Here is a 23,565-nt window from a genome sequence, read left to right as displayed (position 1 = left end):
GACCTACCCTGTGGCGCGGGATCCGGCGCGAGGTAAGGCTTCCTTAAGAAGTGGAAGATAAGGTCCAGGGCATCGCCATCCGCATGAGGTGCCTCCCATGGATCACGCCGAGACCGACGGGCAGGCGCTCGCCGACCTGCTGCCACCTCTGGGCGAGCGCCGCTATCACCGCCGCTACGCCGCAGGCCTGCCGGCGCGCCTGGAAATTGACGGCGCCGTGCGGCCGGTCACCATCCTCAACCTTTCGCTGGGCGGCGCCGGTCTGGCTCCGGCCCTCCCGGCCACGATCGGGGCCGCGGCCGAGATCGGCATCGACGGGCTGACGCCCAGCAAGACGCTGCGTGCCCGGGTCGTCAGCGTCAGCCGCCATCAGACCCATCTGTTGTTCGACTGCACGGCGGAAGAACAGGCGAGTCTCGTGGAGTTTCTCCTGAGCAGCGGTAGCGAAGTCTGAAGTCGACGGAACCTGCTGACTTCTTGAGCGTTTGTTCCGCTACTGGGAAATCGTTGACCCATGGAGGCGGTACGATGACCAAGATGGTCTCGGCATTGGCATTTCTCTTGCTCCTTTCAGCTTGCGGCAGCAGCACGACCGAACGCGGCGTGAGCGGTGCCGCCCTGGGCGCCGGGGTCGGCGCGGCAGCCGGGGCGGTCACCGGCGGCAGCGTCCTGGGCGGTGCAGCGATCGGCGGGGCGGCTGGCGGCGCGGCCGGCGTGCTGACCGACGAAGACGACGTCGACCTGGGCGATCCGGTCTGGGACTGAGGCCGGGCAATGGCATCGGCCCTTGGCCGGGGGCGCAGCGCACCCTCATGGCCTGCTGCCCGAGCCTGATCCATCGAGACCGGCCGGCGCAGGGCGCTGAAACGCCGAAACGATCGCCCGGGCTGCAAGGACGCGTGTTGGCGTCCGGCTTCTTCCGGTAGCCCGCCACCTTCCTTTGCCACCCGCGGCAGGAAACGCCGTATCCGGGCGGCCCCAGCGCGGTCCGGAACGCCTGCCGACGGGAGCGAGACCGGGAGCGGCGCTCGCTTCCCCCGGCCGTCCTTGACCTGGATGCGGCGGGGGCCGGGCTCCGGCGGGTCGCAGGCGCCTCTGCCGGACCTGCCCTATTGTGCCTATCGCTTCTTCAACGCCCGGATCACCGGCTGGCCCGTAGCAGGGCACGGGTCGGTGACGCGGCAATGCGCAGGGGGTGCCTTTCGGCGCTTTCCTGCGCTGGCGCGCGACCAGCCGCTACCGGCCAAAGCCCCCGGGCCCGCCCCCGGTGGTTCGGGAGCGGAGGCGGGCTCAGGCGGCGTGGGCCAGCTTGCTGTTGGCGTCGGCGATCTCGTGGAGCTTGTGCACGAACGCGTCGTACCAGGTCCGCGCAGTCCACACCCGCAGCGGCTCCATGCAGCGCTGCCAGCGGTCGATGCGCTCGTCTATCGGCATCGCCAGCGCATCGCGCATCGCCTCGGCGGTGCGCTCGATGTCGAGCGGGTTCACCAGGAGGGCCCCCTCGCCCAGTTCTTCCACGGCGCCCGCGAAGCGCGAGAGCACCAGCACCCCGGGATTCTGCGGGTCCTGCGCCGCGACATACTCCTTGGCGACCAGGTTCATGCCGTCGCGCAGGGGCGTCACCAGCCCGACCTGGGCGACTCGCAGGTAGCCGGACAGGATCTTGCGTGGCACCGGCTGGTTCACGTAGCGGATCGGGTTCCAGTCGGGGGAGGCGAAGCGGCCGGCGATTCGGCCGGTGGCGCGCTCCAGGTCGGAGCGCAGGGCCCGGTACTGGGCGAGTTCGCCCCGGCTGACCGGTGCTATCTGCAGCATGATCACCTTGCGCAGCCAGTCCTCATGGGTGGCCAGCAAATGCTCGTAGGCGGCAAAGCGCAGGGGCAGCCCCTTGGTGTAGTCCAGCCGCTCGACGCCCAGCATCAGCGTCCGGCCGCCCAGGGACTCTTCCAGGCTGCGCACCTCCTCGTTCTCGACCGCGACGGCGGCCTCCTTGCCGAACCCCAGCGTGTCGATCGCGGCGCGGTAGACGCCGGTGCGGACCCGGCGGCCGGCATAGAGCAGGTCCTCGCCTTCCCGCTCGGCCCCGATCCAGCGCTCCAGGAAGTCCAGCATGTCGTGATGGGCCCGGTCGGTCTGCACCCCGATCAGGTCGTAGTTGAGCATCGCCTGGCCCAGCTCGACATGGGCCGGCAGCACCTCGACGATGTCGCCGGAAGGAAACGGCACGTGGAGGTAGAAGCCGATCGTGCCGGTGAAGCCCAGCTTGCGCAGTTCCTCGCCGAGCGGGATCAGCTGGTAGTCGTGGACCCAGACCTGGTCGTCCGGCTTCAAAAGCTTGATCAGTTCGGACGCGAACTGGAGATTGACCTTGCGGTAGGCCCGGTAGCTTTCCGCCTTCCAGTCCACCAGGCCCAGCCGGTAGTGGAACAAGGGCCAGAGCGAGCCGTTGGCGAACCCGTAGTAGAAGCCCTTGTAGTCGTCCTGGTTCAGGTCGAGCAGGGCATAGCTCATCTTCCCGCGCGTGGTCACCTTCGCTGGCCCCGGCTGCTCCGCAAAATCCCCGGACCAGCCGAACCAGAGCCCGTCCGCCTTCCGCAGGCCATCCCGCAGGACGACGGTCAGCCCACCCGCCTCGACGCGCCGCCCGGTGGGCACGCTCACGCGGTTGGAGACGATTACGAGTCGCGCCAAAATGCTTCCTCCCAAGTTTTCGACAGGCGCATCCCCGAGATGATCAGCCCTACCATGGAATAGGTCTGCGGAATATTGCCCCACAGTTCCTTGGTGAGCGGATTGACGTCCTCGGACAGGATCCCCATCGAATTGCGACAGGATATCAGTTCCTCATAGATCTGGCGCGCTTCGTCCTTGCGTCCGATGGCGGCCAGGGCGTCGACGAACCAGAACGTGCAGACGGTGAAGGCGTTCTCCGGCTCGCCGAAATCGTCGGCCGCCGCGTAGCGGAACAGGTGGTTGCCGCGGCGCAGCTCCTTTTCGATGGCCTCGACCGTGCCGACGAAGCGCGGATCGTCGGCAGCCAGGAAGCCCACCTCGTGCATGAGCAGGAGCGCCGCATCCAGGTCCTTGCCGCCAAAACTTTCGACAAAGGTCTGCCGCGCCGGGTCCCAGGCTTCCTCCAGGATCGCCCGGCGGATCCGGGCGGCGTGACCGCGCCAGTACTCGCCGCGCTCGGGCATCTCCAGGACCCCGGCGATCTTGGCCAGCCGCGCGCAGGCCACCCAGCACATCAGCGCCGAATGGGTGTGCACCCGCTCGCGCCCCCGGTATTCCCAGATGCCGGCGTCGGGCTCCAGCGCCAGCCGGGCGGCCTGCTCGCCCAGCCGCTCCAGGAGCTGGAACAGCTCCAGGTCGCCCCGCCTGGGCAGGCGGTGGTCGTAGAACATCTGGGCGGCAGCCATCACGACGCTGCCATAGACGTCGTGCTGGCGCTGGAACCAGGCGGCGTTGCCGACCCGGACCGGCCCCATGTTGCGGTAGCCGGTCAGGGCGGGCGCCACCTTCTCGTCCGGGTCGCGCCCCGGCAGGATCGGGTAGAGCGGCAGGAGCGTGCCGTCTTCGGACAGCGCAACCACGGTCGTGATGTAGCGGAGATAGTCCTCCATGGTCCGGGTGGCGCCCAGGCGGTTGAGGGCGTGCACGGTGAAGTAGGTGTCGCGCAGCCAGCAGAACCGGTAGTCCCAGTTGCGCTCCGAATGCGCCGCCTCGGGGATCGAGGTGGTCAGCGCCGCCACCACGCCGCCGGTTTCCTCGAAGGCGCACAGCTTCAGCGTGATCGCCGCGCGCAGCACCACGTCCTGGTACTCGAACGGGATCGACAGGTAGCGCGACCATTCCTGCCAGTAGAGCAGGGTCTCGTCGAAGATCTCCCGGAACAGGTGGCCGGGCGCTTCCGGCACCGATTCGTCCGGCCCCAGGATCATGTGGATCGGCGCGTGCACGACGATCGGCAGTTCCTCGGCAATGCAGGCCACCGAGGTGTCGGTGGTCAGCCGGATCGTCTGCTCCTCGCCCACGAAGCGGATGCTGTTGCTCATCGGCACCTTGCGCATCCGCTCGGCGCCGTAGCGGCCGTTCAGCCGGACCCGGATGGTGCCGCGGAACCGGCCATGGACCGGCTCGATCCGCCGCATCAGCGTGGCCGGCCGGTAGAGCCGGCCAAAGCGCCGGCAGCGCGGGGCGAAGTCGGTGATCCGGATCATGGCACCGGTCTCGTCCTCGACCTCGGTCTCGAGGATGGCGGTGTTGCCGATATAGCGGCGCCGGATGACGGCTTTGTGGTGCGGCTCGATCGACCAGTAGCCGCCCTCCCCGCCCACCAGGGCATGGAAGATCGGGTCGCCGTCCAGCCGCGGCCAGCAGGTCCAGACATGGCGGCCATCACGGTCGATCAGCGAGGCGATCGTGCCGTTGCCGATCACCGCCACGTCGAGATCGTTGCCGACGCCGCCCATCAGCCGCCGTCCTGCTCGGCCAGCCGGGCCAGCCAGGCGCGCACGTCGTGCGGCTGGCGCAAAGGACCGTCCGGGCCGACGAACAGGCCGAGCCCGCCCCGCTCGCGCACCAGGGCGATCGCGTCCAGGTCGGTGGTGTCGTCGCCCACGAACACCGGGGTCCGCCCGGCGAACGGCGCCTTCTCGAGCAGCATCGCCACCGCCGCCCCCTTGTGGACGCCGCGGCGGCGGATCTCGAACACCGCCTTGCCGTGCAGCACCTCGTAATCCGGATGGGCCTGCACCATCTGGGCGAGCGCCGCGGCGATCTCGTCGGTCAGTTCCGGACGCGCGCGGACATGCAGCGCGATGGCCCCGCCCTTGTCCTCGACCAGCATGCCCGGATGACGCAGGGCCAGCGCCACGGCGCTGGTGCGCAGCGGCTCCGGCAGCCCGGCCACGCTCTCGTGGGTGCCGTCCGCGGCGAGCCGCCACTCGGCGCCGTGCTGCCCGGCCATCGGCAGCTTCACCGGGGCGAACAGGGCGTCGAGGTCGGCGATCGCGCGGCCGCTCACCAGGGCCAGTGCCCCGCCGGTCCGCTGGTGCAGGCGCGGCAGCAGGGCCTTGAGCTCGTCGCTCACGACGACCTCGCCAGGCGTCGGCGCAATGTCGATCAGGGTCCCGTCGACATCGAGGAACAGGGCGGTCTGGTCGAGGGGGATCCTGGACAGATCCTCAAGGGTAGGGGTCAAGGCCATCGTCCCGGAACGTTCGCACATGGTCGGACAAGACCGTGGCTCGAGGACAGGACGACGACAGAGATCACCGGCCCGCCCATTCCACGGCCTGCCGGCAGGGAAACGCGTTGGCGCGTGCAGGGCAACCCCGATCGCGCCTGGAACCAGGATGGCCTGCCGGTGCTGCTGGAAACGACGAGGGACATGGGGCTGCGATCAGGGAGGGAAGGTAGCTAGGAAACGGTTCAGACCCGGCAAGGATCCCTGGCGTCCCTGCCGCACCGCACCCGCCTCAGATCGCGCTGCGGGCCTCCTCGATACCCATTTCCTCGGAATAACGCTGCTCCGACCAGGGATCGCCCCGGTCGTGGTAGCCGCGCTCCTCCCAGAAGCCCCGGCGGTCCTCGGTCACGAACTCGATCCGGCGCAGCCACTTGGCGCTCTTCCAGAAATAGAGATGCGGCACCACCAGCCGGACCGGGCCGCCATGCTCGACCGGCAGGGCCTCCCCTTCCCAGCGATGGGCGAGCAGGGCGCCGGGAGCGGCGAAATCGTCCAGGGGCAGGTTGGTGGTGTAGTCGTCATAGCTGTGCAGGACGACGAAGCGCGCCTCCGGCTTGGGCCGGACCGCCGCCAGCACCTGAGCGGTCGCCACGCCTTCCCAGTGATTGTCGTAGCGCGACCAGGTGGTGACGCAGTGGATGTCCGAGACCGGCCGGACCTGCGGCTGCGCCAGGAGCGCGTCCCAGTCCCAGGTCACCGCTTCCTCGACCGCGCCGAACACCCGCAGCTGCCAGCGCTCGGGCGGGATCCTCGGCCGCGTGCCCAGGTCCAGGATCGGCCAGTTGGTGACCAGGTGCTGCCCGGGCGGCAGGCGCTGCTCGCCCGATGCTGCCTGCCCGGTCAGGAACCGGCCGCTCTCGGCCCAGCCCTGCTTGATCTCGGCCAGCCGGCCGCGGACCTTCGGCGCCGGGGCGTCGTCCTGCGGATCGCTCATCATGCTGCTCCGTTGAGCCGGCCGGCGATCCCGGCGAGCAGGCGGAAGGAGTTCCGGCGGGCCTCGTGGTCATGCAGGGGAGCGGCCACCATGACCTCGTCGGCGCCGGTGCGCTGGAGGAAGCGGGCGAGCCCTTCCTGGACCGTGTCCTCGGCGCCCACGAAGGAGCAGGCGAGCATGTGCTGCGCCCGGATCCGCTCGTGCGGGGTCCAGTAGCTGTCGATGTCGTCGACCGGCGGGCGCAGCCGGCCGGGATCGCCGCGCTGAAGATGGGCGAACTGCTGCTGGATGGTGGTGAACAGGCGCTGCGCCTCCCGGTCGGTCGCCGCCACGATCACGTTGGCGCCGACCATGGCATGAGGCCGGTCCAGCTGGGCCGAGGGCTCGAAGCGCGACCGGTAGATCTCCAGGGCCTGCATCAGCGCGTCGGGCGCGAAATGGGAGGCGAACGCGAAGGGCAGGCCCAGGGCGGCAGCGAGTTGCGCGCCGAACAGGCTGGAGCCCAGGATCCACAACGGCACCTCGGTGCCCATGCCCGGCACCGCCCGGACGGCCTGGCCCGGCCGCTCCGGTCCCAGCAGGGCCTGGAGTTCCAGCACGTCCTGCGGGAAGCGCTCGGCGCTCTCCGGCCCGCGCCGCAGGGCCTGCGCGGTGCGCATGTCCGAGCCGGGTGCCCGGCCCAGGCCCAGGTCGATCCGGCCGGGGTAGAGGGTAGCGAGCGTGCCGAACTGCTCGGCGATCACCAGCGGCGAGTGGTTCGGCAGCATGACCCCGCCGGCGCCCACCCGGATCCGGCTGGTGCCGGCGGCCACATGGCCGATCACCAGCGAGGTCGCGGCACTGGCGATGCCGATCATGTTGTGATGCTCGGCCAGCCAGTAGCGTTGGTAGCCGAGCTCTTCCGCGAGGCGCGCGAGGTCCAGCGTGTTGCGGAATGCGTCGGCGGCGGTCGCCCCTTCGACGATGTGGGCGAGGTCCAGGACAGAGAAGGCAGGCACCGATCGGGCACTCCCGGCATAAGGTATCGTCATATGTGGCTCGCGGACGCCGCTGCCAACCGAGCGCCGCTGCGGCCCCCCGCCCCGGCAGCGATGATGCGCGCTCGGGCCGGGCATGCTATCTGCGCGGCCGCAATGCAGCACGAGGGGCAAGGGACAGTGGCGTCTGAGACGATCGCGTTCGGCGCGGACCATGGCGGTTTCGGGCTGAAGGACCTGCTGATCGAGGCCGCCGCGGCGCACGGCCATGCCACGATCGATTTCGGCACGAACGGCCCGGATTCGGTGGATTATCCCGACTTCGCCCAGGCGGTGTGCCAGGCGATCGCCGAGGGGCGGGCCAGCCGGGGCGTCCTGGTCTGCGGCACCGGGATCGGCATCTCGATCGCCGCCAACCGCTTCCGCCACATCCGCTGCGCCCTGGTCCACGACGTCACCACCGCCAGGCTCACCCGCCAGCACAACGACGCCAACGTGCTGGCGCTGGGCGCCCGCATCGTCGGGCCGCAGGTCGCCCTGGACTGCCTGCACGCCTGGCTCGACACCGGCTTCGAGGGCGGCCGGCACGCCGGACGCCTGGCCAAGCTCTCTTGACCGACCAACCTCTCCTGCACCCAACTTTGTCGACTGCCTCGGAGACACCACCCATGGCTGCTGCTCTCGACCTGTCCAAGGCTCGCCACGACGGCTTCTTCACCACCGGCCTGCAAGACGCCGATCCCGACCTGTTCGCCGCGATCAAGGACGAGTTGCACCGCCAGCAGGACCAGATCGAGCTGATCGCGTCCGAGAACATCGTCAGCCAGGCGGTGCTGGACGCGCAGGGCTCGGTGTTCACCAACAAGTACGCCGAGGGCTACCCGGGCAAGCGCTACTATGGCGGCTGCGAGTTCGCCGACGTGGCCGAGCAGCTCGCGATCGACCGGGTCAGGCAGCTGTTCGGCTGCGGCTTCGCCAACGTCCAGCCGCATAGCGGCGCCCAGGCGAACTTCGCGGTGATGCTGGCCCTGCTCCAGCCGGGCGACACCATCATGGGACTGTCCCTGTCGGCCGGCGGGCACCTGACCCACGGCGCCACGGCGGCGGTGTCCGGCAAGTGGTTCAAGGCGGTGTCCTACGGGGTGCGCGAGGACGACCACCTGATCGACTACGACGCCGTGCAGGCGCTGGCGCAGGAAAGCCGGCCCAAGCTGATCATCGCCGGCGGCTCGGCCTATCCGCGGGTGATCGACTTCGCCCGGTTCCGCCAGATCGCCGACAGCGTCGGCGCGCATCTGATGGTCGACATGGCCCATTTCGCGGGCCTGGTCGCCGGCGGCGTCCATCCCTCGCCGTTCCCGCACGCCCATGTGGTCACCTCGACCACCCACAAGACCCTGCGCGGGCCGCGCGGCGGCGTGATCCTCACCAACGACGAGGCGCTGGCCAAGAAGTTCAACAGCGCGGTGTTCCCCGGCTCCCAGGGCGGCCCGCTGATGCATGTGGTCGCCGCCAAGGCGGTGGCCTTCGGCGAGGCGCTCTCTCCGGACTTCAAGGCCTACACAAGGCAGATCGTCGACAACGCGAAGGCGCTGGCTGAGGTGATGATCGAGCGGGGCTGCGCGGTGGTCTCCGGCGGCACCGACACCCACCTGATGCTGGTCGACATGCGGCCCAAGGGCGTGAAGGGCAACACCGCCGAGAAGGCCCTGGAGCGGGCCGGGATCACCTGCAACAAGAACGGCATCCCGTTCGATCCCGAAAAGCCGGCGGTCACCTCGGGCATCCGCCTGGGCACCCCGGCCGGGACCACCCGCGGCTTCGGCGTCGCCGAGTTCCAGGCGATCGGCCACATGATCTCCGACGTGCTGGACGGCCTGGCCCGCAATCCCGAGGGCGACGCGCAGGTCGAGCAGGCGACCCGCCGCAAGGTCCAGGAACTGTGCGCCCGGTTCCCGATCTATCAGCGCTGAGCGAGGCCAGGGGCGGCGCGGATGGGCGCTGCCCCTTCCGCTTCACGCATCATCATGGCAGCTTGCCGCCCGATTGGGCCCGCGCGGGCCGCGGCATCATTGGGCATCGGGCGGTTCCCCTCTTCTGGAATGCGAGCGCCTGATCCGGGGACGTTGATCGATCATGCGCTGCCCATTCTGCGGCTTCGAGGACACCTCCGTCAAAGACAGCCGGCCGATCGAGGACGGCGCCGCCATCCGGCGCCGGCGCTCCTGCCCGGGCTGCGGCGGCCGGTTCTCGACCATCGAGCGGGTGCAGATCCGCGAGCTGGTGGTGGTGAAGAAGGATGGTCGCCGGGTCGGCTTCGACCGGGAGAAGCTCGCGCGCTCGATCCGCATCGCCACCCGCAAGCGCGGCATCGAGCAGGAGCAGATCGACCGGATCGTGGCCGGGATCATCCGCCGGCTGGAAGCCTCGGGCGAGGCGGAGATTCCCTCGACCCGGATCGGTGAGCTGACCATGGAGAGCCTCGCCGATCTCGATCCGGTGGCTTATGTCCGCTTCGCCTCCGTCTACCGCGACTTCTCCGGGCCGGAGGATTTCCAGACCTTCATCGGCCAGCTGAGCCGCTCTTCGGACTGATCCCTTGCCGCCCTCATCCCTGGAAACCGACCAGCGCTGGATGCGCACGGCGATCGACCTTGCCGCCCACGGGCTGGGCGCCACCTGGCCGAACCCGTCGGTCGGCTGCATCCTGGTCCGGGACGGACGGGTGATCGCCCGGGGCGTGACCGGCAGGGGCGGCCGGCCCCATGCGGAGACCGAGGCGCTGCGCCTGGCCGGAACGGCGGCGGCGGGCTGCACCGCCTATGTCAGCCTGGAACCCTGCGCCCATGTCGGGCGGACCCCTCCGTGCGCCGACGCGCTGGTGAAGGCCGGCGTGGCGCGGGTGGTGATCGCCTGCGGCGACCCGGACCCGCGCGTGTCCGGCCGCGGCGTGCGCCGGCTGCGCCTGGCCGGCATCGAGGTCACCGAAGGCGTGCTGCGCCAGGAAGCCGAGCGCGACCATGCCGGGTTCTTCGCCCGGGTGCGCCGGGGCCGGCCGATGGTCGGGCTGAAGCTCGCCACCTCGCTGGACGGCCGCATCGCCACCGCCACCGGCGAGAGCCAGTGGATCACCGGCCCGCAGGCCCGCGCCTATGGCCACCATCTGCGGGCCACCCATGACGCGATCATGGTCGGCAGCGGCACCGGGCTTGCCGACGACCCGGCGCTGACCTGCCGGCTGCCCGGCCTGGAAGGCCGCTCGCCGGTCCGGGTGGTGCTGGATGCCCGCCTGCGCCTGCGCCCGGACTCGACCCTCGCCACCACCGCCTGGCGCACGCCGACCTGGCTGTTCACCGCCCCAGGCTACGACCGGACGGCCGCGCGGGTGCTGATCGACCAGGGCGTGCGGATCGAGCAGGTCCCGGCGGCAGCCACCGGCGGCGTGGCGCTGGTCCCTGTCTTGGCGCGGCTGGCGGAGCGGGGTATCACCCGCCTCCTGGTCGAAGGCGGCGCGGTGCTTGCAGCCAGCCTGATGCGTGAGCATCTGGTGGATCGCCTGCATCTGCTGCGCGCGCCCTTGCTGATCGGCGGCGACGGCGTCGCGGGGCTGGCGCCCTTCGGGGTGCGCCGCCTGGACGATGCCCGCCGCTGGCGGTTCGTGGCCGAGCGGGTGCTCGACAACGACCGCCTGGTCGAACTTGATGCTCTGGGCCACCACTGAGGACCTGTCGATGTTCACCGGCATTGTCACCGACATCGGCACGATCGTGGAGCGGGTCCCGGGCGATGGGCTGAACCTCACCGTCCGCAGTTCCTTTGACCCGGACGGCATCGCCCTCGGCGCCTCGATCGCCCATTCCGGCGTCTGCCTGACCGTGACCGAGCGCACCGCCGACGGCTGGAAGGTCCATGCCTCGCCGGAGACGCTGCGCCTCACCACGCTGGGCGACTGGCAGGTCGGCGCCCGGATCAACCTGGAGCGCTCCCTGCGCCTGGGCGACGAGCTGGGCGGCCACCTGGTGTTCGGCCATGTGGATGGCCTTGGCCGGGTCCGCTCGATCGAGCGCGAGGGCGAGGGCTACCGGCTCACCTTCGACCTTCCGGGCGAGCTTTCGCCCATGCTGGCGGTCAAGGGCTCGATCACCGTGGACGGCATCTCGCTCACCGTGAACGCCGTCGGCCCGGACAGCTTCCAGGTCACCATCATCCCGCACACCTGGGACAACACCACCCTTCGCGACCGCAGGCCGGGCGATTCGGTTCATCTCGAAGTGGACATGCTGGCGCGCTACGTGGCGCGCCAGCTGGGGCAGCGCTGATGGGCACCGAGGGCATCTCCAGCTACGCCGACTATCTGTCGTCGATCGACGACATCCTGGAGGACGCGCGCAACGGCCGGATGTTCATCCTGGTCGACGACGAGGACCGCGAGAACGAGGGTGACCTGGTCATCCCGGCGCAGCACTGCGACGCCGAGGCTGTGAACTTCATGGCCCGGCACGGCCGCGGCCTGATCTGCCTGGCGCTGCAGCGCCAGCGCTGCGAGGAACTGGGCCTGCCCTTGATGGCGCAGGGCAACGAGGCGCGGATCAGCACCGCGTTCACGGTGAGCGTCGAGGCCCGCGAGGGGGTGACCACCGGGATCTCCGCCGCCGACCGGGCGCGGACCATCGCGGTCTGCATCGACCCCGCCGCCGGCCGCCGCGACCTGGTGGCGCCCGGGCACATCTTCCCGCTGATGGCGCGCGAGGGCGGCGTGCTGGTCCGCACCGGCCATACCGAGGCGGCCATCGACATCGCGCGGCTGGCCGGGCTCTACCCGGCCGGGGTGATCTGCGAGATCATGAACGACGACGGGACCATGGCGCGGCTGCCGGACCTGGTCGGCTTCGCCCAGCTGCACGGGCTCAAGATCGGCAAGATCGCCGACCTGGTCAGCCACCGGCTGCGCCACGACCGCCTGGTCGAGCGCGACGTGGCGACCAGCTTCGAGAGCCGCTATGGCGGCCAATGGCGGCTGCAGGTCTACAAGTCGGCGGTGGACAAGGTCGAGCACGTGGCCCTGGTGAAGGGCGACCTCGCCACGCCGGAGCCGGTGCTGGTGCGGATGCATTCGGTGCACATGCTGGAGGACCTGCTGGGTGCTGGCGAGACCGGGCGCGGCGACCAGCTGCATCGGGCCATGGAGCAGATCGGCCGGGGCGGCCGCGGCGTGGTCGTGCTGCTGCGCGAGCCGACCCCCAATGCGATTTCGGAGCGGGTGCTGGTCAGCATCGGCCAGAAAGAGCCCCCGCCCGGCGATCTGCGGGTCTATGGCGTGGGCGCCCAGATCCTGGTGGACCTGGGGGTGCAGGACATGATCCTGCTGTCGAACACCGGCCGGTCGATCATCGCGCTCGACGGCTGGGGCCTGCGGGTGGTCGAGACCCGCGCCATCGATTGAGGAATTTCACCCATGGCCGGCAGCGGCGATCCTCTAGCCATACCCGTGCTGGCGCGTGCACGCATCCTGATCGTCGAGGCGCGCTACCATGCCTCGATCAACGACATGCTGCTGGCCGGCACCCGGCGGATGCTGGAGCGCGCCCGGGTCAACCGGATCGACCATGTGGTCGTGCCGGGAGCGCTGGAGATCCCGCCGGCGATCGCCATCGCGCCCAAGAGCTATGACGGCTTCGTGGCGCTGGGGGTGATCATCCGCGGGGAGACGACCCATTATGACACGGTCGCCTACGAGAGCTCGCGCGGGATCACCGAGCTTGCCGTGCGCGACCACCGCCTGGTCGGCAACGGCATCCTGACGGTGGAGAACGAGCAGCAGGCGATCGTGCGCGCCGATCCGGCGCAGATGGACAAGGGCGGTGGGGCGGCGCTGGCGGCGCTCCACCTGATCGCATTGAGGGACAGGTTTCGCGGATGACCCGCAAGAAGAGCAGCAAGCCGATCACCAAGCGCCGGGCGGCCCGGTTCGCGGCCATCCAGGCCCTCTATCAGATCGAGGTGATGGGCGCCCGGCCGGGTCCGGTCGTGGTGGAGTTCGACGACCATCGCCTGTCCGAGCTGTTCGAGCCGTTCCTGCCCGACGAGCCGCCGCCGGACGTCGACCGGGAATGGTTCAAGCTGGTGGTGCTGGGGGCCGCCGAGCACACCAAGCAGCTCGACGCGCAGATCGCGCCGCTGCTGAGCTCGGGCTGGACCATGGAGCGGCTGTCCGCGCCGATGCGGGCGCTTCTGCGCTGCGCCGCCTACGAGCTGGCGCACCGCTTCGACGTGCCGGCCAGCGTGGTGGTCGACGAGTATGTCGAGCTGGCCTTCGGCTTCTTCGAGGGCGGCGAGCCGGGCTTCGTGAACGCGATCCTGGACCGACTTTCCCGGGACCTGCGCAAGGACGCGCCCACCGTCTGACCCGGGAGACCAAGCCGATGGCCCTGGGCGAGTTCCAGATGATCGACCGCCTGCTCAAGCCATTGGCCGAAGGCTTCGAGGGCGCGCTCGGCCTGACCGACGACGCGGCGCTGCTCGACCTGCCGGCCGGCCGGCAGCTGGTGATCGCCAAGGACGCGATCGTCGAGAACGTCCATTTCCTGACCGGCGATCCGCCCGCGAGCGTCGCGCGCAAGCTGCTGCGCCAGAACCTGTCCGACCTCGCCGCCATGGGCGCGGACCCGCTGGCCTATCTCACCGTGTTCGGCCGCCGCAAGGACCTGCCCGAGGCATGGCTGGCGGAGTTCGCGGCAGGCCTGGCCCAGGACCAGGCCGAGTTCGGCCTGCACCTGATCGGCGGCGACACGGTCTCGACCACCGGGCCTTTGTTCTTCTCGCTGACCATCCTGGGCACGGTGCCCCGCGGCCAGGCCCTCACCCGCGCCGGTGCGCGGCCGGGCGACCTAGTCTGCGTGTCCGGCACGCTCGGCGACGGCGCGCTGGGCCTGCGCGTCCTGCAGGGAGAGGCGGCACCGCGGGAAGCCGCCGCCTGGCTCGCCGCCCGCTACCGCGTGCCCTCACCCAGGCTGTCGCTCGGCACCGCGCTGCGCGGCCAGGCCAGCGCCTGCCTGGACGTGTCCGACGGCACCCTTGCCGACCTGCAGCACATCCTGGACACCTCCGGGGCGGCCCTGGGCGAGCCGCTGGGCGCCAGCATCGACGCCACCCGCCTGCCGCTCTCCGACGCGGCCGCCGCCATGCCCGGCGCCGTCGCCGCGGCACTCACCGGCGGCGACGACTACGAACTCCTGTTCACCCTGCCGCCAGAGCGCCGCCCGGTGCTGGCGACCCTGCCGTTCCCGGTGACCGTCATCGGCGAGATCACCCGCGACGCCGGCATCACCGTCACCGGCCCGGACGGAACCCCGATCGAGCCCGGCAGCGCCGGCTGGCGTCATTTCTGATTCTGGCTCCTTCCCAATGCGGGCCGGCACCGGAATCGATGCCCCTTTGGGGGCCGGCAGGGCGAGGCGTCCCTGGCCCGGGCAGCGAAGCGGCCCGCAACGGGTGGCGATGCACGGCCAGTTCCTGGATCGGCCGAACGGCCGCTCGATCAGCTGGCCCCGGGCGCATGCTTACGGTCGAGCGGATCAGGTGCGACTGGCCGTGGAACGGATCATGGCCTGGAAGTGCTGGGCCCGGATCCATGCACGCGGACGGCCAGCATCGCCGGCCCTGCCCGCGGTGACCCGCCGAGGCGGCGGGACTGCCGGGCGCAGCGGGATGGCCGGGCTGCCGGCGTCAGCGCGCAGCCGGGCGGTGGCGTGCCGTCGGCCGGTCGAGCCATGAACCATCGAGATCCGGCCGCCCCACAGGCGGCCGGTCGTCTGGCACCATCCGCTGCCTTTCCATCAGAAGCGGGGCGTCGGGCCTCCAACTGGCTGCTGTGATTGGGCGCCGCTCTGGCACCAGGCCGGCGACCTGCTGGAACACATGCTGTCCTAGCCCATGCTGATCGTCCTTCAGACGACGGATGATCCGATCTCCAGAGGAAGCCGCGGCCAGGCGGCCGCGGAGGCGATGGCAGCCGCTGTCGGTGGCAGTCACGGGCCGCGGGCTGACGGCCCATCCTGCCATGATCCGCAGAAAGCGGATGGTCGAATCCCAAGGGACCGAGGCCAGGAGCGCCTGACGACGGCAGCCGGTTTTCAGCACGTGCCGGATCCCGCGGCTCACCCGCCGGTCGTCGGGCTCAGGGCCGACCCGGCCAGTCACGGGGCGGATGCGGTCCGATCTTTGCCCGGGCCATGTCCGACGCAGCCGGCACCGATGTGCTGTCCGCCAGCCCCTTCCCCATCCGCATCCGTGAATGGTCGACCAGAAGCCATGAGGCTGCGGAAGGTGGTGGAGCTTCCTGGCAAGGCCCCTCACTGACGCCAGCCGGACCCGGGCCAGCTCTGCGCGCGCTACCCGCCGCCGGGCCCGAACTCCGCAGGTAGGGGCATCATCATTGCCACGCCGACCGGCAGGCCGATCGGATCTGGAACCCCAGCTTGGCACCATTCCTGGCGCCGGTTCCTGCCCGCGCTCAATCCGACGCTTCCGCCGATGCGCCTCCCCTGGGCCAGAAACCGCCAAATGCCAAGGTCGCCGGCCATGAGCCGGACAGCGGGCCGAGCAAGCGCGGCAGCGCCGGCTGGCGTCGTTTCTGAGGCCGGTTCTGTCCAAGGGCATGCCCAGTGGTCGGGGCGCCTCCCTCGACCAGCGGCGAGCGGATGCCGGTCTCCCCCTTCCTGAAGCGGACGGCAGGCCAAGCGGACCCGGCAGCGCCAGCTGGCGTCATCTCTGGCGCCGGCCGGATCCGGGACGGGGCATGTGCTGCGGCCGGTGCACCTCCCCTGTGCCAAGAACCGGCAGGTGCCGGCGGTCGCCCTTCCTGAGCCGGCTGGCAGCCCGAGCAGAAGCGGCAGCGCCGGCTGGCGTCATTTTCTGGCAGAAGTCAGGGCCACAAAACGGACATGTGCTCCGGCCGGAGCGCAGGCTGGGCCAGGAACCGGCAGATGTAGGTGTCGCCATTCCTGACCCGGCCAGCAGGTCGAGCCAAAGTGGCAGCGCCGGCTGGCGTCATTTCTGGCGCCAGTGCCATCCGGAACCGGAAACTCGCGCAAAGCCCTGCCCGCCTCTCCGGTTTATGAGAAGACAGACGCAGGCGTCACCGTCACCAGCGAGGATCTCGCGTTCAGCGGCCTGCCAGCGCCGGCCGGCATGGTTCCGGACGCCAGGATCTCGCCAGAAACAGTTCTGAGCCTGGGTGGATACGTGCTCCTGGCTCCAAAGGCCGGACGATGCCGACCTCATCATTCCGGAGCCGGGTGGCCGATAAACCCCGACACGGTCGGCCAATGCCCTTCCTGGCACCGGCCCTGTCGGGAACCGGCTTGCACGGCGAGAACGAGCCCAAAGGAGGCCGGCCAAGGCAGGCCGCCGCCGCTCCTGGCACCGACCCCGTCCGAGATCGCACCTGGAGCGCGACGATGCTCGGCCATCGGGTTCCAGGGTCGGCCGGCGCGAAGTCCGCTCCCACGACCGGCTCACGGGCTGCCCACCGCTTGGCCGCCATCCTCCGTCAGGGCTGCGGGCATGGCGGCGGGGCCTGGGCGGACCGGCCGGAACCTTGTCCCGCCCCTTCAGCCACGCTCCCTGCAGACTGCGGCGTGGCCGGGTGACCCCGCAGCCAGAGCCCGCTTCCGGCATCGGGCCGGCACCGGCAAGGCCTGGCCGGTTCGCCAGAGCACCTGGCGAACCGTCAGCCCGACCTGGCGATCGAATCGGCGGCGTGGCGCCAGCGATGTCCGGTCAGGGCCGCGGCGATCGCCGGGCGCAGCTCGGGCCCCTGGTTGGTCAGCTCAAAGAGAAGTCGACCGACTTCCTCCTCCTCGATCCGGTCGATCGGATCGCGCCGGTCGAGTTGGGCCCGGACCAGCGAAGTCTTGTCGGCGGCATAGGGCCACTCGCGGAGGAGGTCATGCAAAACGGATGGTTTACGATTCATGCTCATGAATATGGTCTTACCAGCGATCTGTTACAAGAACGTTAAGGTCCGCAGCCGGTTGGATGACCGCGCTGCGGACGCGGCGGCCGGGACACAACCGGCGGGCATCCCGCCGGTGCCGGCCAAAGACGACCGCACCGGCTCGCAGCTCAGCAATCCCGTCAGTATAGGCGGGAATCCGGCTTGGCAGGGAGTCGAATCCGGCCGGGCCTGCCGGAGTTCGTTCTGAAGTAACAGCATCGTGCGCCAAAGCCGGCCGGCCGGCACTTCGGGGAAGCGCGGCCGGCCGGAAGGGAGCCGGTCAGCGGCGGTGCATGAAGCGGCCGGGGCGCTCGAACATCTTGTCCAGGGTGTCGCGCTGCGCCTCGTCCAGGGTCTCGTAGAACGTGGCATAGGCCGGCCGCACGTCCGCCGCGATCGCCGCGGCCTCGCCCAGCACCTCCTCGACCGTGGTCAGCTTCTCCACCGAATTGCCGCTGCGCAGGTCGCGAAGCTCGGCGCAGATCGCCTGCACCCGCGGCTGCGCTCCGGTGAGCGTGTCGCGGAGCGCCACCCAGCTGGTCTGCTGCTCGCCCTCGAACTTGGCGAAGCTCTCGAAGGCGGTCAGGCGCTCGCTCAGCCGCTCGCCGGCGGCAGGGCCGCAGAAGGCGCCCAGCATCCCGCCGCGCCCGTGCTTCATCCGCACCTCGTGCATCGGCCGGTCGCCCCGGTTGCCGTCCGGCGGCGCCGCGACGACGCTGGCGCCGCCGATCAGGGCGACGGTGGCGATGGCGCCAAGGCCGGCAGCGGTCCAGTTGCGCATGGTCATCTCCTCGGTTGGTGTGCGCCAAGACTGGCAGCCTGCCGTGAACCGCCAATGTCGCCGCATGTAACGCTGCAGGCTGATCCGCCGCCCTTCGTTGCGGCCGATCGCAGGATTGTGACGAAGTGCAACGCCCCCTGCCGCAACCGTTCCGGGCCCGCTAGGATCCGCGCCATGGACACCAATCCCATCGTGCTGGTGGTCGACGACGACCAGGAAATCCGCGACCTGGTCGCCGCCTTCCTGTCGCGCCACGGCCTCGCGGTCCGCACCGCCGAGGACGCGCGCGCCATGGACGAGTTGCTGGCGGCCGAGCCGGTCGACCTCGTGGTGCTGGACGTGATGATGCCGGGCGAGGACGGGCTGGCCGCCTGCCGCCGGCTGCGCGCCGAGCAGCCCTCCCTGCCGATCATCCTGCTGACCGCCCTGGCCGACCCGATGGACCGCATCGTCGGGCTGGAGATCGGCGCCGACGACTATCTCGCCAAGCCGTTCGAGCCGCGCGAGCTGCTGGCCCGGATCCGGGCGGTGCTGCGCCGGACCCGGCAGGACGATGCCGGCGGGGCGGAGGACGGGGCGGTCACCGAGCCGACCCTGCGCTTCTCCGGCTGGCTGATCTATCCGGCAAGGCGCGAGCTGCGCGATCCCACCGGGGTGCTGGTGCCGCTGACCGGCGGCGAGTTCGACCTTCTGCTGGTGCTGGCGGGGGCGGCCGGCCGGGTGCTGACCCGTGACCAGTTGCTCGACCGGACCAAGGGGCGCCAGGCCCATCCGTTCGACCGCTCCATCGACGTCCTGCTCTCGCGGCTGCGCAAGAAGCTCGGCGACGATCCCAAGGAGCCGCAGCTGATCAAGACGGTGCGGGGCGGCGGCTATGTCCTGTCGGTCCCGGTCACCCAGGCATGAGCCTGGCGGGACGGGGACCCGGCCAGGGAGGCCGGCAATGCTGCCGGAAAGCCTGAAGCACTGGCTGGCCCCGGCCAACCTGACCACGCGGCTGGTCCTGCTGGCGGTGAGCGTGGTTGCCCTGGTGATCGCGCTGGCGGCGGCTTGGACCTTCTGGGAGCGCGCCGACACCGCGCGCCGTTTCGTCCGCCTGGCGACCATCGATCGGATGGCCGCCACCCAGCTCCTGGTCGACCGGCTGCCGCCGTCGGAACTGGGCATCGCGCTGCGCGCGATCTCCGGGCCGCTCCTGCTCGTGCGCCTTCTCGACGAGCCGCGCGGCCGGCCGACCGACGATCCCCGGCTGGACCGCCATCTGGCCAGGCTGATGGCGCGCCACCCCTCCGGCGTGTTCCTCGGCCGCGAGATGGTGCTGCGCCAGGTCGATCGCGAAGGTCCGCGGGACGGCGGCGAGGGCCCGCCGGACCTGCTGCCGTCCTTCGCCCGCTACGAGGTCGGCATCCGCCAGAACGACGGCACCTGGCTGATCTTCACCGTGCCGGCCGACACGCTGTCGCGCTTCTGGCTGGGCCGGGCGATCCTGATCGTGCTGGCGGTGGTGGGCGGCGCCGCGCTGATCGCCTGGCTGCTGTTCCGGCGGATCACCCGCCCGGTCACCGCGCTGGCGGTGGCCTCGGACCGCTTCGCCGCCGGCCTGCCCGCCGAGCCCCTGCGGGAAAGCGGGCCGCCGGAGATCCGGCGGGCCACCGCCGCGTTCAACCGGATGCGCCAGCGGATCGGCGAGCTGCTCGCCGAGCGCAACTCGATGCTGGCGGCGATCGCCCACGATCTGCGCACGCCGCTCACCCGGCTGCACCTGCGCCTGGAGGATCTCCCCGACGACCAGGCGCGCAGCCGCGCCAAGAACGACGTGCAGGCGATGGAGACGATGCTGCGCGAGACCCTGGCCTATGCCAAGGACGTGGCCGGGGTGGAGCAGGCGACCGACCTGGACTTCGCGGCGCTGGTGCGCACCGCGGTGGACGACTTGTCCGATGCCGGCCGCGAGGCCCAGTACGAGGGCCCGGACCGGCTGGTGCTGCGCGGCCGCCCGACCGCCCTGCGCCGCGCGGTCGACAATCTCCTGGCCAACGCGGTGACCTACGGGACCTGCGCCGAGGTGACGCTGGCAGCCGACCCGCGCCAGGTCCGCATGACCATCGCCGACCGGGGCCCCGGCATTCCCCTGGAGATGCGCGAGCGGGTGTTCGAGCCGTTCTTCCGGCTGGAGACCTCCCGCTCCCGCAGCACCGGCGGCACCGGGCTGGGGCTGGCGCTCGCCCGCGGGATCGTCCGGGCGCATGGCGGCGAGGTGTCCTTACGCGACCGGGAAGGCGGCGGGACCCTGGTCGAGGTCACCCTAGCCCGCTGAGGCCGCTCCAGGACGAGGGGGCCGGCAGTGCTCAGGCATCGCCGGCCGGCGCGCCCATCGAGCGGGATGGGATCAGTGCAGGGTCGCCAGCGCGCCCGGCGCATCCAGCGAAAAGGCCGGGATCGACACCTCGAACGCCTCGCCCTGGTCGGTCACCATCTGGTAGCTGCCCAGCATCATGCCGGTGGAGGTCGCGAGCGGCGTGCCGGAGGTGTACTCGAACGTCTCGCCCGGCTCCAGCCGCGGCTGCTCGCCGACCACGCCCTCGCCGCGCACCTCGATCATCCGGCCGCGGGCATCGGTGATCCGCCAGTGCCGGCCCAGCAGCTGCACCGGCTCCGAGCCATGGTTGGCGATCCTCACCCGGTAGCCGAACACCCAGCGCTGTTCGTCCGGCCGGGACTGGTCCTCGACGAAGAAGGGTTCGACGGAAACGGCGATCGAGCGGGTCAGGGCATTGTACATGGCAGTTGCCACCTGTTCATCCGATGAGGCGACGCGCAAGAGCTTGGGGTCGTCCACCCCCCCTGTCCAGGTCGACCACGGCACCAACCACGCCGTCGCGACGTATTTCGACAATCTTGTTCGCCGGATGACCATCCAGCGTGAATGAGAAAGGTTGAATTAAACCTCAGGTGGAATTACGTTGCCGGTGTCCGACTATGGAACGGTGGCGAAATGGGCAATGAAGAGGACCGGCGCGACAGTGGCCGCGCCGACGAGGCGATGAAGGCGGCATTCGCGCAGCGGCTGCAGGGCGTGATGCGCGAGCGCGGCTGGACCCAGTCGGAACTGGCGCGGCGCGCCCGGATCGGGCGCGACAATGTCAGCGGCTACATCCGCGGCAAGAACCTGCCGGGCCCCGCGATCCTGAACCGCCTGGCGGCGGCCCTGTCGGTCGGGCCGGAGGAACTGATCCCGATGCCGCTCACCGACCTGCCGCCCGGGCGCAGGAGCCACGGCTTCACGCTGCGCCACCTGGCCGACGACGGCAACCGGGTCTGGCTGCAGGTGGAGCAGGCGCTGCCCTGGGACCAGGCCGAAGCGATCCTGCGGATCCTGGGCCATTCCCTGCAGCGCCCGCTGCCCGCAGCCGAGCCGCGCGCCGCCTGACCCCGGCGGCCACCCGCCGGCGCCGCCCTTCGCTCGGGCGGCCGCCGGCCGGACGCCGGCATCCGGTCGCGACCGGTCTCCCCCGGGCCGGGGATGCGCCCCGCACCCGCCCGGCCATGGCCACCCCCTGCCATGCAGGATGCGGCCGCCAGGCGCTCTGCCCCGGCCCGTGCCGGATGGATTGCACCGGCATCTCTGCCGCGATGATCCCGGACCGCATCCGTCGCGTCCTGGCTGCCCCAGTTCCTGAGCCGCCCGATTGCCGGACGGGTCCGTCATCGGGCGGCTCAGCCGGGCCCGCTGCACCGCTTTACGCGCCACGGGAACCCACCCTGCGATGATCCGGCATCCGTCGGTGGCTTCCGCCATCCGCGTCTATAGCGATCTCCAGCCAGCCCGAAGGCTTCCAGGGCCGCCGCCAGCCCTTGTCCGCCAGCCCTGGCACGCTTTGCACGATAACCCGCTCCCCCAGGCTGGCCTGTGCCCTCGCCGGCCCTGGCCCCACCGGCCCTGCTGCGCCCCGCGCTCAAGCTTTCCGGGCAGTGACCGGATCAGGACTGCGACCCGCCGCCCCTGCTCGCGCGATCAGCCTATCCTCCTGCGCCCTGACTGACTGTCGGCAAAGTCGCTGACTGGTCACGCAATGCGCCGCAGCATGATCCGGCTCGTGGCGGTGTGGATCATCGCCACGCCGGCTTCTGGCAGCCGCTCATAGTCCCGGGCAAGGCGACGTGAGCGGGAGAGCCAAGCGAGAGTCCGGTCGACGATTCATCATCCGCCAGCAGGCCGCGGAGGCGGCGCGGCAGGACGTGGAAGCCTGCCGGCCGCTTCTCCAGTCCATAGCGCCACGCCTGACGCTGGCGGTGGAACGAGACTTCCGTACGCCAGCTGCGTTCCTTCTCCAGCCAGATTGCAAATGGCCCGGTACAGGCGCCCTCCGCCCAGACCAGTTCCAACCGCGGCAAGACCGCCATGGGCACAGCCTCGATCATCTGCCGTGCGCCCACCGTGTCGTGCAGGCTGGCAGTGCGGATGCATGCCAGGAGGATCAGACCCGACGCATCCACCAGGATGTGCCGCTTGCGCCCGAACGTCTTCATGGCTGCATCGAAGGCCCGGCCAGGTCCGGCCGCGCCGTAGCGTGCCGTCCTTTGCGCCAGCCAGTCAGTTGCGAGTGCACCGTTGGCCACGGTGGGACGTGACGCGGCAGCATGCGCCACGCACAGCCGGAGCGGACCAGATAGAAGATGGCTTCAGCCATGACCCGGCGCGGCCTTCGGTGGGCGCCCCAGGCGACCAGGTGGTAGGAGAAGCGGCTCCAGCGCCGTCCATTCTGCGTCACCCGGATCGGAGGGGCATGATCGATCAGGCATGGCGCTCCCCAACGAGGGCATGCCTGATCAGCCTGCGAACTGGCCACCTCAACGATTTTGCCGACATCCAGCAAGGGTCCGTCCGAGACGTCAGGCTCACTGACTGTCGGCAAAGTCGCTGGCCGGTCACGCAATGCGCCGCAGCATGATCCGGCTCATGGCAGCATGGATCATCGCCACGCCGGTTTCGGGCAGCCGCTCATCGTCCCGGGCAGGGCGACGTGAGCGGGAAAGCCAAGCGAAAGTCCGCTCCACGATCCATCATCCGCCAGCAGGCGGATGATCCGCTTCCCGAAGGGACCGCGGCCAGCAGGCCGCGGAGGCGGCGCGGCAGGACGTGGAGGCGGCGCGGCAGGACGTGGAAGCCTGCCGGCCGTTCCTCCAGTCCGTAGCGCCACGCCTGACGCTGGCGGTGGAACGGGACCTCCATGCGCTGCGTTCCCCCTCCAGCCAGGTTGCGAACGGGCCGGTATAGGCGCCCTCCGCCCAGGCCAACTCCAACCGGGGCAAGGCCGCCATGGGCGCCAGCTCGACCATCGGCCGTGCGCCCACCGTGCCGTGCAGGCTGGCGGCATGGATGTGCGCCAGGAGGATCAGGCCCGACACGTCCACCAGGATATGGCGCTCGCGCCCAAACGTCTTCTTGGCTGCATCGCAACCTCGATCAGGGCCGCCTGTACCCGTTGTCCGTGTCGTCTGCGAGTTGATCACGGCAGCGGAAGGCTCCCGATCTCAGCCATCCTTCTCGCGAGCATGCTCACGCAACCGGTCGTGCATTCGCCGCAGCGTACCGTCCTTACGCCAGCGGGCAAGCTGCGAGCG

At 70.5% G+C, this 23,565-nt stretch carries 26 protein-coding genes; 14 read left to right on the top strand and 12 right to left on the bottom strand.

From position 1 onward, the window contains the following. Window positions 1-97 precede the first annotated feature (97 nt). Both GEMRO_RS0112910 and GEMRO_RS0112905 read left to right on the top strand, forming a co-directional pair. Window positions 98-454, top strand: coding sequence for a PilZ domain-containing protein (locus tag GEMRO_RS0112910; RefSeq protein ID WP_027134323.1), 357 nt, complete (start codon window positions 98-100; stop codon window positions 452-454). A gap of 74 nt (window positions 455-528) precedes the next feature. Next, window positions 529-765, top strand: a complete 237-nt coding sequence (locus GEMRO_RS0112905; RefSeq protein WP_027134322.1) for a hypothetical protein — start codon at window positions 529-531, stop codon at window positions 763-765. 525 nt (window positions 766-1,290) lie between these two features. Here the strand turns inward: GEMRO_RS0112905 and GEMRO_RS29420 are convergent. The 5 genes from GEMRO_RS29420 to GEMRO_RS0112880 all read right to left on the bottom strand — a co-directional run bounded on the left by GEMRO_RS29420 (window position 1,291) and on the right by GEMRO_RS0112880 (window position 7,183). Further along, on the bottom strand, window positions 1,291-2,691 hold the full coding sequence (locus GEMRO_RS29420) for an alpha,alpha-trehalose-phosphate synthase (UDP-forming) (protein ID WP_205624966.1): 1,401 nt from the start codon (window positions 2,689-2,691) through the stop codon (window positions 1,291-1,293). After that, complete coding sequence (locus tag GEMRO_RS0112895) at window positions 2,676-4,472, bottom strand: glycoside hydrolase family 15 protein (RefSeq protein ID WP_027134321.1); 1,797 nt, start codon at window positions 4,470-4,472, stop codon at window positions 2,676-2,678. Before GEMRO_RS0112895 ends, GEMRO_RS29420 begins: the two co-directional genes overlap by 16 nt. Next, window positions 4,472-5,203: a trehalose-phosphatase gene (gene otsB / locus GEMRO_RS0112890; RefSeq protein ID WP_051329022.1), complete on the bottom strand. Its 732-nt coding sequence runs from the start codon at window positions 5,201-5,203 to the stop codon at window positions 4,472-4,474. Before otsB ends, GEMRO_RS0112895 begins: the two co-directional genes overlap by 1 nt. Window positions 5,204-5,480: 277 nt before the next feature. Further along, on the bottom strand, window positions 5,481-6,185 hold the full coding sequence (locus GEMRO_RS0112885) for a sulfite oxidase-like oxidoreductase (RefSeq protein WP_027134319.1): 705 nt from the start codon (window positions 6,183-6,185) through the stop codon (window positions 5,481-5,483). Continuing rightward, window positions 6,185-7,183 (bottom strand): LLM class flavin-dependent oxidoreductase, encoded by a 999-nt coding sequence (locus GEMRO_RS0112880; RefSeq protein ID WP_027134318.1) that lies wholly within the window; start codon window positions 7,181-7,183, stop codon window positions 6,185-6,187. Before GEMRO_RS0112880 ends, GEMRO_RS0112885 begins: the two co-directional genes overlap by 1 nt. Before the next feature lie 159 nt (window positions 7,184-7,342). Here GEMRO_RS0112880 and rpiB point away from each other — a divergent pair, with 159 nt between their 5' ends. The 9 genes from rpiB (at window position 7,343) to thiL (ending at window position 14,550) form a co-directional block, all read left to right on the top strand. Further along, window positions 7,343-7,777, top strand: coding sequence for a ribose 5-phosphate isomerase B (gene rpiB / locus GEMRO_RS0112875; RefSeq protein WP_027134317.1), 435 nt, complete (start codon window positions 7,343-7,345; stop codon window positions 7,775-7,777). Between the two features lie 71 nt (window positions 7,778-7,848). Then, entirely contained in the window at window positions 7,849-9,135 is a 1,287-nt protein-coding gene (glyA, locus tag GEMRO_RS0112870; protein ID WP_027134316.1) for a serine hydroxymethyltransferase, read from the top strand. Between the two features lie 163 nt (window positions 9,136-9,298). Further along, on the top strand, window positions 9,299-9,757 hold the full coding sequence (gene nrdR / locus GEMRO_RS0112865) for a transcriptional regulator NrdR (protein ID WP_027134315.1): 459 nt from the start codon (window positions 9,299-9,301) through the stop codon (window positions 9,755-9,757). Between the two features lie 4 nt (window positions 9,758-9,761). Next, window positions 9,762-10,883: a bifunctional diaminohydroxyphosphoribosylaminopyrimidine deaminase/5-amino-6-(5-phosphoribosylamino)uracil reductase RibD gene (gene ribD / locus GEMRO_RS0112860; protein WP_276202826.1), complete on the top strand. Its 1,122-nt coding sequence runs from the start codon at window positions 9,762-9,764 to the stop codon at window positions 10,881-10,883. Window positions 10,884-10,893: 10 nt separating this feature from the next. Continuing rightward, window positions 10,894-11,481, top strand: a complete 588-nt coding sequence (locus tag GEMRO_RS0112855) for a riboflavin synthase (RefSeq protein ID WP_027134313.1) — start codon at window positions 10,894-10,896, stop codon at window positions 11,479-11,481. Then, on the top strand, window positions 11,481-12,605 hold the full coding sequence (ribB, locus tag GEMRO_RS0112850) for a 3,4-dihydroxy-2-butanone-4-phosphate synthase (protein WP_027134312.1): 1,125 nt from the start codon (window positions 11,481-11,483) through the stop codon (window positions 12,603-12,605). Before GEMRO_RS0112855 ends, ribB begins: the two co-directional genes overlap by 1 nt. A 12-nt stretch (window positions 12,606-12,617) precedes the next feature. Continuing rightward, entirely contained in the window at window positions 12,618-13,082 is a 465-nt protein-coding gene (gene ribH, locus GEMRO_RS0112845) for a 6,7-dimethyl-8-ribityllumazine synthase (RefSeq protein ID WP_051329020.1), read from the top strand. Next, window positions 13,079-13,567, top strand: coding sequence for a transcription antitermination factor NusB (nusB, locus tag GEMRO_RS0112840; protein WP_035485270.1), 489 nt, complete (start codon window positions 13,079-13,081; stop codon window positions 13,565-13,567). Before ribH ends, nusB begins: the two co-directional genes overlap by 4 nt. Window positions 13,568-13,584: 17 nt before the next feature. Beyond that, complete coding sequence (gene thiL, locus GEMRO_RS0112835) at window positions 13,585-14,550, top strand: thiamine-phosphate kinase (protein WP_035485267.1); 966 nt, start codon at window positions 13,585-13,587, stop codon at window positions 14,548-14,550. A gap of 2,342 nt (window positions 14,551-16,892) precedes the next feature. Here thiL and GEMRO_RS0112830 read toward each other — a convergent pair. Continuing rightward, complete coding sequence (locus tag GEMRO_RS0112830; RefSeq protein ID WP_205624964.1) at window positions 16,893-17,144, bottom strand: hypothetical protein; 252 nt, start codon at window positions 17,142-17,144, stop codon at window positions 16,893-16,895. A gap of 295 nt (window positions 17,145-17,439) precedes the next feature. Further along, entirely contained in the window at window positions 17,440-17,940 is a 501-nt protein-coding gene (locus tag GEMRO_RS0112825) for a Spy/CpxP family protein refolding chaperone (protein ID WP_169728383.1), read from the bottom strand. Window positions 17,941-18,114: 174 nt separating this feature from the next. On the opposite strand from GEMRO_RS0112825, the gene GEMRO_RS0112820 reads away from it, so the two are divergent. Continuing rightward, window positions 18,115-18,846, top strand: a complete 732-nt coding sequence (locus tag GEMRO_RS0112820) for a response regulator (protein ID WP_027134306.1) — start codon at window positions 18,115-18,117, stop codon at window positions 18,844-18,846. A 37-nt stretch (window positions 18,847-18,883) separates the two neighbouring features. Further along, window positions 18,884-20,257, top strand: a complete 1,374-nt coding sequence (locus tag GEMRO_RS29415) for an ATP-binding protein (RefSeq protein ID WP_027134305.1) — start codon at window positions 18,884-18,886, stop codon at window positions 20,255-20,257. Window positions 20,258-20,329: 72 nt separating this feature from the next. Here the strand turns inward: GEMRO_RS29415 and apaG are convergent, their stop codons facing one another. Beyond that, on the bottom strand, window positions 20,330-20,722 hold the full coding sequence (apaG, locus tag GEMRO_RS0112810; RefSeq protein WP_027134304.1) for a Co2+/Mg2+ efflux protein ApaG: 393 nt from the start codon (window positions 20,720-20,722) through the stop codon (window positions 20,330-20,332). 213 nt (window positions 20,723-20,935) lie between these two features. On the opposite strand from apaG, the gene GEMRO_RS0112805 reads away from it, so the two are divergent. Beyond that, window positions 20,936-21,370 carry a helix-turn-helix domain-containing protein gene (locus GEMRO_RS0112805; protein ID WP_027134303.1) on the top strand — a complete coding sequence of 145 codons (435 nt, stop codon included), beginning with the start codon at window positions 20,936-20,938 and terminating at the stop codon, window positions 21,368-21,370. Window positions 21,371-22,050: 680 nt separating this feature from the next. Here the strand turns inward: GEMRO_RS0112805 and GEMRO_RS35280 are convergent. The 4 genes from GEMRO_RS35280 to GEMRO_RS35960 all read right to left on the bottom strand — a co-directional run bounded on the left by GEMRO_RS35280 (window position 22,051) and on the right by GEMRO_RS35960 (window position 23,454). After that, the gene (locus GEMRO_RS35280) at window positions 22,051-22,560 is read right to left on the bottom strand and encodes a transposase (RefSeq protein ID WP_407645378.1); all 510 of its coding nucleotides are present in this window, start codon (window positions 22,558-22,560) and stop codon (window positions 22,051-22,053) included. Then, window positions 22,467-22,712: a transposase gene (locus GEMRO_RS35965; protein ID WP_407645429.1), complete on the bottom strand. Its 246-nt coding sequence runs from the start codon at window positions 22,710-22,712 to the stop codon at window positions 22,467-22,469. The genes GEMRO_RS35280 and GEMRO_RS35965 overlap by 94 nt, the downstream gene beginning before the upstream one ends. Before the next feature lie 157 nt (window positions 22,713-22,869). Next, on the bottom strand, window positions 22,870-22,998 hold the full coding sequence (locus GEMRO_RS35825) for a transposase (RefSeq protein ID WP_169728381.1): 129 nt from the start codon (window positions 22,996-22,998) through the stop codon (window positions 22,870-22,872). Window positions 22,999-23,004: 6 nt separating this feature from the next. Further along, window positions 23,005-23,454 carry a transposase gene (locus GEMRO_RS35960; protein WP_157505572.1) on the bottom strand — a complete coding sequence of 150 codons (450 nt, stop codon included), beginning with the start codon at window positions 23,452-23,454 and terminating at the stop codon, window positions 23,005-23,007. Between the last annotated feature and the right edge of the window lie 111 nt (window positions 23,455-23,565).

Origin of the sequence: Geminicoccus roseus DSM 18922 (assembly GCF_000427665.1) — a bacterium.
Taxonomy (GTDB): Bacteria; Pseudomonadota; Alphaproteobacteria; order Geminicoccales; family Geminicoccaceae; genus Geminicoccus; species Geminicoccus roseus.
This window is presented reverse-complemented; position numbering and strand designations above follow the sequence as displayed.